This is a genomic window from Rhizorhapis sp. SPR117 (genome assembly GCF_021742065.1).
Genome location: NZ_JAKKIE010000083.1, coordinates 1 through 11,788 on the forward strand (window position 1 = coordinate 1; position 11,788 = coordinate 11,788).

At 59.2% G+C, this 11,788-nt stretch carries 12 protein-coding genes; 10 read left to right on the forward strand and 2 right to left on the reverse strand.

The window, feature by feature from the left end; translation table 11 throughout:
* Positions 1-452: 452 nt before the first annotated feature.
* The 9 genes from L3X40_RS19315 to ccoS all read left to right on the forward strand — a co-directional run bounded on the left by L3X40_RS19315 (position 453) and on the right by ccoS (position 9,138).
* Positions 453-1,187, forward strand: a complete 735-nt coding sequence (locus L3X40_RS19315; RefSeq protein ID WP_237367042.1) for a helix-turn-helix domain-containing protein — start codon at positions 453-455, stop codon at positions 1,185-1,187.
* 279 nt (positions 1,188-1,466) lie between these two features.
* A complete protein-coding gene (ccoN, locus tag L3X40_RS19320; RefSeq protein ID WP_237367043.1) occupies positions 1,467-3,125 on the forward strand; it encodes a cytochrome-c oxidase, cbb3-type subunit I in 1,659 nt (552 codons plus the stop codon).
* A 12-nt stretch (positions 3,126-3,137) separates the two neighbouring features.
* The gene (gene ccoO / locus L3X40_RS19325) at positions 3,138-3,872 is read left to right on the forward strand and encodes a cytochrome-c oxidase, cbb3-type subunit II (RefSeq protein ID WP_237367044.1); all 735 of its coding nucleotides are present in this window, start codon (positions 3,138-3,140) and stop codon (positions 3,870-3,872) included.
* Positions 3,869-4,030 carry a cbb3-type cytochrome c oxidase subunit 3 gene (locus L3X40_RS19330; RefSeq protein ID WP_237367045.1) on the forward strand — a complete coding sequence of 54 codons (162 nt, stop codon included), beginning with the start codon at positions 3,869-3,871 and terminating at the stop codon, positions 4,028-4,030. The genes ccoO and L3X40_RS19330 overlap by 4 nt, the downstream gene beginning before the upstream one ends.
* Entirely contained in the window at positions 4,023-4,952 is a 930-nt protein-coding gene (gene ccoP / locus L3X40_RS19335) for a cytochrome-c oxidase, cbb3-type subunit III (protein ID WP_237367046.1), read from the forward strand. The genes L3X40_RS19330 and ccoP overlap by 8 nt, the downstream gene beginning before the upstream one ends.
* Positions 4,939-6,399: a cytochrome c oxidase accessory protein CcoG gene (ccoG, locus tag L3X40_RS19340; protein ID WP_237367047.1), complete on the forward strand. Its 1,461-nt coding sequence runs from the start codon at positions 4,939-4,941 to the stop codon at positions 6,397-6,399. The genes ccoP and ccoG overlap by 14 nt, the downstream gene beginning before the upstream one ends.
* Entirely contained in the window at positions 6,396-6,863 is a 468-nt protein-coding gene (locus L3X40_RS19345; protein ID WP_237367048.1) for a FixH family protein, read from the forward strand. Before ccoG ends, L3X40_RS19345 begins: the two co-directional genes overlap by 4 nt.
* Positions 6,860-8,989, forward strand: coding sequence for a heavy metal translocating P-type ATPase (locus L3X40_RS19350; protein WP_237367049.1), 2,130 nt, complete (start codon positions 6,860-6,862; stop codon positions 8,987-8,989). The genes L3X40_RS19345 and L3X40_RS19350 overlap by 4 nt, the downstream gene beginning before the upstream one ends.
* Positions 8,986-9,138, forward strand: a complete 153-nt coding sequence (gene ccoS / locus L3X40_RS19355; RefSeq protein WP_237367050.1) for a cbb3-type cytochrome oxidase assembly protein CcoS — start codon at positions 8,986-8,988, stop codon at positions 9,136-9,138. The genes L3X40_RS19350 and ccoS overlap by 4 nt, the downstream gene beginning before the upstream one ends.
* 363 nt (positions 9,139-9,501) lie before the next feature.
* Here ccoS and L3X40_RS19360 read toward each other — a convergent pair whose 3' ends face one another.
* Together L3X40_RS19360 and L3X40_RS19365 are read right to left on the reverse strand one after the other, a co-directional pair.
* Positions 9,502-10,926, reverse strand: a complete 1,425-nt coding sequence (locus L3X40_RS19360; protein WP_237367051.1) for a hypothetical protein — start codon at positions 10,924-10,926, stop codon at positions 9,502-9,504.
* A gap of 41 nt (positions 10,927-10,967) precedes the next feature.
* Positions 10,968-11,270 carry a hypothetical protein gene (locus L3X40_RS19365; protein WP_037530070.1) on the reverse strand — a complete coding sequence of 101 codons (303 nt, stop codon included), beginning with the start codon at positions 11,268-11,270 and terminating at the stop codon, positions 10,968-10,970.
* Positions 11,271-11,377: 107 nt separating this feature from the next.
* Between L3X40_RS19365 and L3X40_RS19370 the strand changes: the two genes are divergently transcribed.
* Complete coding sequence (locus L3X40_RS19370; protein ID WP_237367052.1) at positions 11,378-11,734, forward strand: hypothetical protein; 357 nt, start codon at positions 11,378-11,380, stop codon at positions 11,732-11,734.
* Positions 11,735-11,788: the final 54 nt, after the last annotated feature.

The window sequence follows — 11,788 nt, forward strand, 5'->3', positions numbered from 1 at the left end:
CCTCCGTAGTCTTCCTAAACCACAGAGAATCACAGCTCGCTGAAATCACTCAACATAATTTTCGGTTGGGCTCTAAGAAAGACTTACTACTTTCGTTATAGCTGATTCATACCCCTAAAACCTGCTTCATATCAGAAACTGCATTGCATCTCATGTGCCCGGTATCCATAATGCACGGTTATGGGCGAAGATGGATGGTTAATGCCTATTTCTTTGGTAATATGCAAATGGGAATATGTCCTGAATTGATACGTTAAAGTGTTAATTTGTTAATTTGTTAATTTTCAGGTTCAGAGAGACGCACAGACAAGTTCTTTACCTGCCGCAAGGGAAGGGCAGTTCATCGTCGGACAGACTTTCCAGCCTATCGCGCGCGCTGTTTCTCGTTAAAATGACGCAATCTGCGGGAGGACGTTAACGAACCTTAAACCGCTGGCTGCGAGTACTCATCTATGCCAATTCATGCGACCAATGAGCCACCGAACAGCGCCGACAAACAGCAAAGAGCGGACCGGTTGCGGGTGCGACTGGAAGTGTCCGGATCCCTTGATCAAGGGAAAAGCGCAACGGTGCTCGTACATAATTTGTCGGCATCGGGCGTTCTCATCGAAAGCGGGTCCCAATTGGTCATCGGCCAAAGCGTCCTGATAGAGCTTCCGGAAGCAGATGCTGTTCTTGCTACCGTCGTTTGGCAAAGCCCACCCCTGTTTGGCTGTCGTTTCGAACAACCCCTGTCTCGCGCAACGCTCAGCGCAGCGCAATTGCGCAACCCGCTCCCTTCGGCGTTCGACCCGGTCTCGCAGTCGACAACCATCCCCACGCGTGAACTGCTGCCGGAACGCCTCCGTCGCGTCCGACGCGAACTGGGATGGAGCCGGACAGAGTTGTCGATTCGAACCGGCCTCAGCAAACCGAGCATTTGGGCTTGGGAAACCGGTAAAACGGCTCCCCGGCGTGGCAATCTATCGCTGCTCGCGAACGCATTTGGCATGCCGGAGGATGAACTTGTGCACGGCGGCATCGCCACCGGCCCCGCAATGCCGTCGACCGAAGGTTTGTTCGACCCGTCTTCTGAACCATCAGCAAATATGCAATCGCTGTGTCAAACAGTGGATGCAGCCAAAGCAGCGATCGCTGGGCTGGCCGGGGTTGATGCCAGCAACGTCAAGATTGTCATTGAGTATTGATCTTCGACCGGCAACGGCAAGTCCAACCTTGCAGTACCCAGACTAATTCCCGCTCCTCACGCACGCTCCGGTGATTGCATGCCGCGTCCAGGCAAGCCAGTCAGCTGATATCCAGCCGCATCGGATCAAACTATCTGCCCTGGAAATAGCCAAATCCGGCCGACTACGGATTTTCACTTACAGACGTCTCCACTCCGGTTTGACATGAACCCATGATCAGGCCGGTATTGCCGGGAAATGGTGGCACGGAACCGCACTCCGTGTCGAAGCGGGGACGATATGGAAAATCTGGTAATGAAGTCGGGTGGTTGGATGGCGGCTGCGCTGATTGCCGCCATGGCTGCCATCTTTGCCACCGACAGCGGTTTTGCAGTGCATATGACAATCGTCGCGCTGGCGGCGCTTGTCGTCATGTGGGTGACGATGAGCCGTGCCGATTATGGAGCGATGGCGCGCGGCATCCTGCGCATGCCCGCGGATCAGGGGAAATATGATGACGACCCTGTCCGCTGGGGCGTTATCGCAACGGTTTTCTGGGGCATGGCGGGTTTCGCCGCCGGTCTGTTCATCGCCTTGCAGCTTGCCTTTCCCGCGCTGAACCTTGGCCTTGAATATACCAGCTTTGGTCGCTTGCGTCCGCTGCACACTTCGGCGGTCATCTTTGCCTTTGGCGGAAATGCGCTGATTTCCACCAGCTTTTATGTCGTGCAGCGCACCTGTCGTGCGCGACTGGCCTTCCCCAATCTCGCCCGCTTCGTTTTCTGGGGCTATCAGCTTTTCATCGTGCTTGCTGCGACCGGCTATCTGCTGGGTATTACCGAAGCGCGGGAATATGCCGAACCCGAATGGTATGTAGACCTGTGGCTCACCATCGTCTGGGTAGCCTATGCCGCCGTCTTCATCGGCACATTACTGAAGCGCAAGGAGCCGCATATCTATGTGGCGAACTGGTTCTATTTGAGCTTCATCCTCACGATCGCAATGCTGCACATCGTCAACAACCTGTCGATGCCGGTCAGCTTGCTCGGGTCCAAGAGCTACAGCGCCTTTGCCGGAGTGCAGGATGCCCTCACCCAATGGTGGTATGGCCATAATGCGGTTGGTTTCTTCCTGACCGCAGGCTTCCTGGCGATGATGTACTATTTCGTGCCCAAGCAGGCGGAGCGCCCGGTATACAGCTACCGCCTGTCGATCATCCACTTCTGGTCGCTGATCTTCCTCTATATCTGGGCGGGACCGCACCACCTGCACTACACCGCGCTGCCCGACTGGGCGCAGACGCTGGGCATGGTCTTTTCGATCATGCTGTGGATGCCGAGCTGGGGCGGGATGATCAACGGCCTGATGACGCTGAACGGTGCATGGGACAAAATCCGCACCGATCCGATCATCCGCATGATGGTGATGGCGCTGGCCTTTTACGGCATGAGCACCTTTGAAGGGCCTATGCTGTCGATCAAGGCGGTGAACAGTCTGTCGCACTATACCGACTGGACCATTGGCCATGTGCATAGCGGCGCACTGGGATGGAACGGCATGATCACCTTTGCCGCGCTTTATTACCTGACGCCGCGCCTTTGGGGCCGGGAACGGCTTTACAGCCTGCGCATGGTGAACTGGCACTTCTGGTGCGCGACCATCGGTATCGTCCTCTATGCCGCCGCCATGTGGGTCGCAGGCGTCATGCAGGGCCTCATGTGGCGTGAATATGGCAACGACGGTTATCTCGTCTATGCCTTTTCCGAAGTCGTGAGCGCCATGTTCCCGATGTACCTGATCCGTGCGGCAGGCGGCCTGCTCTACCTTGCCGGAGCCGTCATCATGGTCATCAACATATGGAAGACGATTGCGGGCCAGGTCCGCGAGGAAAAGTCGATGACCGAGACCCCCTATGACCCTGTCAGCGACAGACCGCTTGTCGCGGTCCCCGCCGAATAAGGAGCGACAAGAATGGCAACAAAACTGTTCGACCACGGCAGGCTGGAACGCAACGTCACCCTGCTGAGCATCTTTGCCCTGATTGCCGTCGGCATCGGCGGGGTCGTGGAAATCGCCCCGCTGTTCTGGATCGACAGCACGATCGAAAAAGTTGACGGGGTGCGTCCCTATACGCCGCTGGAACAGGCCGGGCGCAACATCTATATCCGCGAGGGTTGCTACAACTGCCACAGCCAGATGATCCGCCCCTTCCGCGACGAGGTGGAACGCTATGGGCATTACAGTCTGGCCGCCGAAAGCATGTACGATCACCCTTTCCAATGGGGTTCCAAGCGCACCGGCCCGGATCTTGCCCGCGTCGGCGGTCGCTATTCGGATGAATGGCATGTGCAGCATCTTATAGACCCCCGCGCTGTGGTGCCGGAATCGATCATGCCGGGATATGCCTTCCTTGCCGATCGTGAACTGAAAGCGGGCGACATGACGGCGCATCTGACGGCGCTCAAGCGGGTGGGCGTTCCCTATACCAGGGAAGCCATCGAGGCCGCCAACGCCGATCTCGCTGCACAGGCCGATCCTGACGCTGACACGACGGCGCTGCTTGCGCGCTACCCCAAAGCGCAGGCGCGCGATTTCGACGGTGACCCAACGAAGCTGACAGAGATGGATGCGCTCGTCGCCTATCTGCAAATGCTCGGTACGCTCGTCGATTTCGAGGCCGCCGCCCCGCAGGAGCAGCCGCGATGAGTTACGACGCGCTGCGCCACTTCGCTGACAGCTGGGGCCTGGTCTTCATGGGCCTGATTTTCATCAGCTTCGTCTTCTGGACCTTCCGCCCTTCCGCGCGCGACCATCACCACGAAGCCGCGCACATGATCTTCGATGAGGACAAGAACGATGGCTGACGAGAAAAAGCGCATCGACGAACCCACTGGCACTGCGCTCAAAGGTCATGAGTGGGATGGCATTCAGGAACTCGACACGCCCATGCCTCGCTGGTGGGTCTGGACCTTCTACCTGACGATTATCTGGGCGCTGGGTTATGTGATCCTCTATCCCGCCTGGCCCATGCTGGAAAGTGCGACCAAGGGCTTGCTTGGCTGGTCCAGCCGTGGACAATTGACGCAGGAACTGAAGGCGCAGGACAACAAACGCGCCGCCATGCACAGCGCCATTGCGGCGACTCCGGCGGCCGATCTGCCCAGGCATCCAGCCCTGATGCAGGCAGCGATCGAGGGCGGCCGGTCGGCGTTCAAGGTCTATTGTGTCCAATGCCACGGATCAGGCGCGGCGGGCGCGAAAGGTTATCCCAACCTCAATGATGACGACTGGCTGTGGGGCGGTGATTTGCCCACCATTCAGCAGACGCTGATACACGGCGTGCGCCAGCCGGGCGACGATGCCACACGATTCTCGCAAATGCCTGCATTTGGCCGGGACCAGTTGCTTGACGGTCGGGCCATCACCGATGTCACCGCCTATGTCCGCACCATCAGCGGCCAGGAACAACCAAGCCAGGCGGCAAAGCGCGGGGCGACGGTGTTCGCCAACAACTGCGCGGTCTGCCACGGTCCGGCCGGCAAGGGTGATCGGCAGTTCGGCGCGCCCAACCTGATCGATGCGATCTGGCTCTATGGCGGCGATGCGCAAACCATTGCCGCCACCGTGACCAACAGCCGCTTCGGTGTCATGCCGTCCTGGAATACAAAGCTCGACCCGGTGACGATCAAGATGCTCGCGGCCTATGTCCACAGCCTTGGTGGCGGCGAAAATGCGCCCGCGCTCCCGGAGCTGGCGCAAAAGGATGAGGCAGATGTCCAGCCTTGAAGACCTGACCGGTCCAAAGCAACACCTCTATGAAAAGCGGAAGGCCGTTTACCCCAAGGCTGTAGATGGCCCTTTCCGCCGCCTGAAATGGGCGATCATGGCCGTGACGCTGGCTATTTATTGGGGAACCCCCTGGATACGCTGGGATCGCGGCCCCTATGCCCCCGATCAGGCCGTGCTGGTCGATCTGGCCCATCGCCGATTCTACATGTTCTCCATAGAGATCTGGCCACATGAATTTTATTATGTGGCGGGCCTGCTCATCATGGCAGGAATCGGCCTGTTTCTGGTGACATCGGCGGTGGGACGCGCATGGTGTGGCTATGCCTGTCCGCAGACGGTGTGGACTGACCTGTATCAGCATGTCGAACGTTTTCTGGATGGCGACCGCAATGCACAGATCAGACTTGCCAAGGGGCCATGGGTACCCGTGAAAATTGCCCGCCGTGCGCTCAAATATGTGATCTGGCTGCTGATCGCCTTTGCGACCGGCGGCGCATGGATATTCTATTTCGCCGATGCGCCTACCCTGCAACAGCAATTCTGGACCGGCCAGGCCCATCAAGTCGCCTACGCGACCGTTGCAGTGCTGACCGCCCTGACCTTCATTCTGGGCGGTTTCATGCGGGAACAGGTGTGCATTTATATGTGCCCCTGGCCACGCATCCAGACAGCGATGCTCGACGAAAAGTCGCTGATGGTCACCTACAAGAACTGGCGCGGCGAACCACGCACGCGCGGGATAAAAAAAGCGACGGACGATAGCCTGCCAACTGGCGACTGTATCGACTGCACCCAATGCGTTCAGGTGTGCCCGACCGGCATAGACATCCGCGAAGGGCCGCAGATCGGCTGCATCACCTGTGCACTTTGCATCGATGCATGCGACAAGGTGATGGCGCAAATCGGCAAGCCGCGGGGCCTGATCGACTATTGCACCGAGGATGACGCAAAGATCGAGGCAGCGGGCGGCACGCCCACGCCAGTCCTCAAAACGCTCTTCCGCCCGCGCACCATCATATATTTCGCCATCTGGTCATCGATCGGCCTTGCCATGCTGTTTGTGCTAGCGGCGCGCACCCGCGTCGACATCAGCGCGCTTCAGGACCGCAATCCGCTCTATGTGCAGCTTTCCGATGGATCGATCCGTAACAACTTCACCATCAACATCCGCAATATGCAGGCGCGCCCCCGCAATATGGAGATCGGGGTTGCAGGCTTGCCCGGTGCGCTTTTGTGGACCGAAGGCGATAGCCGTGATCAAGCCGCCAGCACTGTCCGCGTTACTGTGCCGGCCGACAGCGTGGCGAAAAGCCGGCTCTATGTCGCCCTGCCCGCCAAAGGCCCGGAGCGGACCGACTTCACCTTCACCGTCCGCGCGCTCGACCGCGAAGGCGGAAGCAGCAGTGACGAAGCCCATTTCGAACGACCGGAGAGAAGCCAGTGACCGGAAAACTGAAACGGCCCTTTACCGGGCGGCACATGACAGCGATTCTCCTTGCCTTCTTTGGCACGGTCATTGCGGTCAACGTCACCATGGCGATGTTTGCGACTGGGACCTTTGCAGGGACTGTAGTCGACAACAGCTATGTCGCCAGTCAGCATTTCAATCGTTGGCTGGATGAGGCGCATGCGCAAGAGGCGCTGGGGTGGAGCGAAAAAATCGGCCTGGATAACGATCGCCGGATCACCATCGTTCTGCATGAGCGGCAGCAGGCGTTGAACGGTGTATCGGTCGACGCGATCGCCCGCCACCCGCTCGGCCGCGCCCCGGATATCACGCTGCATTTCACGCAAGTGAGCGCGGATCAGTATCGTTCACTGACACCATTACCTGCCGGACGCTGGGCCGTCCATTTTACACTGACCGAAGGCAGCCGTGAAAAACGATTGATCAGGGATATCAGATGAACACGCCATCGCCCACACCGTACCAGCTAACACCTTGTGCACAAACCGACTTTTCGGTGCCGGGCATGCGTTGCGCCGGATGCATTTCCAAACTGGAAAACGGCTTGCCGCACATGCCTGGCATCATCGCCGCCCGCGTAAATTTCACCGCCAAGCGCGTGAAGATCGATCATCTGCCGGAAATGGACCTGCCGGCGCTCAAGGCGGCTATCGCCTCCTTTGGCTTCGAAGCTGAACCGATCAATGCCACAGGCGCCGCAAAGGATGGGGAGGAAAGCCGCACGCTGCTCAAATATCTGGCGGTGGCGGGTTTTGCCGCAATGAACATCATGCTGCTGTCGGTCTCAGTATGGTCTGGTGCGGACGGCGCCATACGCGACCTGTTCCACTGGCTTTCCGCATTGATCGCTCTGCCCGCAATTGCCTATGCGGGCCGCCCTTTCTTTGCCTCGGCCGTATCTGCGCTCAGGAACCGCCGCACCAATATGGACGTGCCGATTTCGATCGGCGTGCTGCTGACCACCGGGATCAGCCTGTATGAAACGGCGACCGGTGGGCCGCACGCCTGGTTTGACGGCGCGGTCATGTTGCTGTTTTTCCTGCTGGCGGGCCGATGGCTGGATAGCGTGATGCGCGACCGGGCGCGCGATGGCGTGACCGCGCTTTTGAAACAGACGGCGCCCGGTGCGCTGGTGAAGACGGTTGATGGCACACGCTGGACCGACGCCGCCAGGTTGGAGCCGGGCATGGAGATGCTGGTTGCCGCGGGCGAAAGGCTGGCGGCTGACGGCATCATCGTTACTGGCAGCACCACGTTCGACCTCTCGCTGCTGACCGGGGAGAGCGCTCCACAGACCGCTGGACCGGGAACGCAAATCCATGCGGGAACGCTCAATCTCGATGCTCCGGTCACAGTGCGCGTCACTGCCGCCGGGCAAGATACTGCAATCGCGGACATTGCCCGGCTGATGGAGGAGGCGACCCAGTCCAAATCGCGATATGTCCGCATCGCCGACCGTGCGGCACGGCTCTATGCGCCGGCTGTTCACAGCCTTGCCGTGCTGTCTTTCGCTGGATGGATACTCGCGGGTGCGGGCTGGCATCATGCGCTGCTGATTGCGGCTGCCGTCCTGATCATTACCTGCCCCTGCGCTCTTGGCCTCGCGGTTCCGGTAGCGCAGATCGTGGCAGCGGGCGCGTTGATGCGGCGCGGTGTGCTTATCAAGGACGGGGCGGCGCTCGAACGCCTGTCCGATGCCAATCAAGTGGTTTTCGACAAAACCGGCACCCTGACTCTGGGACGGCCCGAGCCAGTCAACCTTCATGCTTTCTCCGACGAAGACAAGGCGATCATCCTCGCCCTTGCCTCGGCCAGCCGCCATCCACTCAGCAATGCCCTGCGCCTCACGCTGCAACGGGAAGGCATTACCGCTGCGCCGCTCACCGACATGAACGAACAGCCTGGCCATGGCATTTCAGCCCGGTTTGGAAATGAGGACGTCGCCCTTGTGCGCCCGGAGAATGCCTTGCTGCATGATAATCTTGCCACCTGCTATAACCGTGGAACGTGCCTGACCCGGCCCTTGCTGTTCAACGATGCGCTCCGCCCGGACGCCGCTAAGACGGTGCAGCGATTAAAGAAAATGGGCCTTCCCGGCATCATCGCCAGCGGGGACCGTATTGCCGCGCTGAAACCGATTGCGACCGCGACCGGCCTTTGTGCGCAGGGCGCCATGCACCCACAGGACAAGTTGGCGCTCATTCGCCGCTTGTCAGCCAATGGCGCAAAGGTTTTGATGGTGGGTGATGGCATGAACGACGGCCCGGCGCTGGCTGCCGGTCATGTCTCGCTTGCCCCCGCTTCAGCCAGCGATGCCAGCCAGAACGCCGCCGACGCAGTGTTTCTGGGTGACAGCCTTGCTCCCGTCGCCGTCGCGGTCGCGGTTGCACGCCGCACCATGCGGATTGTACGCCAGAATTTCGCACTCGCTATCGGCTATAATATCATTGCAGTGCCGCTTGCGATCATGGGTGTTGTCACTCCATTGATCGCCGCGCTTGCCATGTCCGGGTCGTCGCTGATCGTCATCGGCAATGCCCTGCGCCTGAGGAACGCCGCGCGATGAGCATCATGGCGCTCCTGATCCCCATTGCCTTGCTCATGGGTCTTGCAGGACTCGCCGCCTTTTTCTGGGCGCTGCGCACTGGCCAGCTCGACGATCCAGACGGGGCGGCAATGAGGATATTGGCGGAGAATGAGGAACCGCTGCAATAGTGCTTGATGAGCCCATCAGCAGAATCTGTGCGTCACAGCCTAAAAATCATTCCCACTCGATTATTCGGGCCTAACCCATCTATTTGATTTAGAACCATAAAAAATATTTTCGCAGAAAAACTACCGTCAGGGAATCTGGCAAAAAGCTACGCTTCGGAAATTTCAGGATAAATCGGCCACCGTTCGCGACATGCATTCTTCGCGATGTATCGTCTTCTATCGGACAGACTTTGAGACTGTCTGACCCGATTCATTCACCTCGGGGTGGCGATAAAAATACCGTCGAACGACCGAAATGCAACGCGCTTCATCGCGCGAAAAGCTCTGCAATCCGCACTCCGATCCGCCGCCAACACCGGCCTCTCATCCGAGCTCCTGAGGGCCAGAGCTAGGATCCGCCCAGCGTGGCAGTTGCGCCAAGTCGATCAATTCTGCGCGTACCACACCATCAAGCGCTTCGGGGAAAAGCCGAACGACAGCCTTCCACACGGGGTGATCGATCGTGACTTGATCATGCGTCTCCCGTGCGTTGCGGACGATTTTCTGAAGCGATGCGCGTTCGCCAAGGGCAGCCGCGCGGGTTACGCCCAGAAACTGCAGGATCATATCTGCATAGGGCGCAAAGGCTGCTGAGCCGACCTTGCTATTCAGCATCGCCAGGAGAGCGCCGTCCCCGGAATGGCGGGTGATATAAACGACGTCGGAGTCCTGAGCGGCGCTATGCGCGATCGAACAGAGTATCGCGAACAGGCTGGCGAGATGCGCCTGGCCCTTATCCGCATGGGTAGCCCAATACGCATCTTTCCACGCCGATAGGTCCGGAACGTGCGCGCGGACCGAGGCCCATGCGGGGGCAAAGCTCTCGCTATAAAACGGCGAGGCAGGCTTATCGCGTTGCGCCTGCTGGAACGCCTTCCACCAGCGATTGCGAACCTCACGGCAGTAGGTCGCCAGCCGTTCGCTGCGTCGATCTTCGAGGAAAACTGACCTACCCGAACTGGTCTGTAGATCGTCGAGACCGACGAGCCTCGGCTTTAGGTTGCTGCCCTTGCCATCTTCGAGAAGGCATTTGATGACGAGCGTACCGCGCGCGACGGACGCGGCCTGCGCGTCGTCATCGAAGATGAAGGCATTCCCGCGCTGCATCGTGATGACATCATGGAATCCTTGCGGCAACGGCTCGTCGAGGCGCCGAAAAATCCAGATCAGCCGCACGCCCTCGCGCTCATAGTGCAAATGCCGGGCTGCGATCTCGGGTGCGAACGGCTTGGAAAGCTGCACTTCGAGCGCAAAGCGACCCAAGTCGCCCATATCGAGGAAAATGTCTGGAAAGCGGCCACGAGTATGGATGGCAGGACGCAGGTAGGTATCGATCGCTGCCGCTTTGCATCGTGGATCAGCCTTCGCCACCGCTTCGATAACCTGACAGAGCTGGCGATGAAGCGCCGATTCCTGGTTGCCTTGATATTGCGCGGCACGCGCGTCGTCCGGCGTGAGGGTGCCGCCATCGTACCAAGGGCAAGTCGGCGGACTATCGGGAAAATGGGCGTAAAACGGAACATGATCCCCATCCACCGCCTGCGCACGGATGAACACGCCGCCTTCGCAAAGTCGACACCGCGCCAATGCCGTATTCGGAGCCTCCTGACGCCGAATGTTGATCTGGGTACGCAGGTGCTCCCAGCTTTCGCGGGGCATCGCCATAAGGGTCTCGATCGGCACCGCGCCGCGCGGTAGCTCGAAATCGGCGATCCGGATGGTTCGCTGCAGGTCAGTCCCGCGACGCACGGCCCGGCGGCTCCCCAGCCTCACCGTGGCGACGCATTGGTTTAACCGTGATCATAGCGGTTGATCCGCGCCAAACTTAAAAGCCCCTGCGGATCAACCAGCAGGATCTTCATCACACCTTGCTCGGCCGCTCGCTGTTTTGCCTTATGCATCAACTCGAGGGCGGGGAGCTCGAAGCCGCTGAGCCTGCGTGGCTTCGCCATCTGCGCTGTGACCGGACCAACCAGGTTCATTTCAAGTTCGGCGACGATCGATTGCCCAGCACCTGTAGGACGGTCCACGTAGACCGCGAAATAGGGTTCGCCGGGCGCGATTGCCTGCTCATTCAAAAGAATCTCGGCCAACAACGTCCTCCCTCGATAGCGGAACCTTTATAGAACATCTTGCTCGACGAACAACATACGGGAATAGCTGACTCAACATTTTGCCAACCTGGAGTATCGACGAGGCTATGTCCGTTCAACGCCTGCGCACCATCGTGAATCTGTCGGTTCCGACCCTCTTCCGCCAGATAGCGGGCGGTCGGGTGCAGTGTGAAAGCGAAGCGACCTTGCAACTCCACCTTGGCAGGATCATCGCCACTGCTGCCGATCTCGAAATCACCAGCGAGCGCGAGACCTTCTCGGTTGAGCTGGAAAAGCCTCTACGCGGCGCCGGCGGCAAGCGCGGCCGCATCGATGTGTGGTTCCGGCTCAATGACGATGACGGTCGACAGTGGCGATGCGCGATCGAGCTCAAGTTCTTCAAGCGGAAGAACCATCGAGAACCCAACAATCGCTACGAGGTGTTGATTACCGCTGAGAGTTGACCCGGGAGGGATATAAATTTCCGTCGAGAACTGACCCATGTTTGAACCACCTCC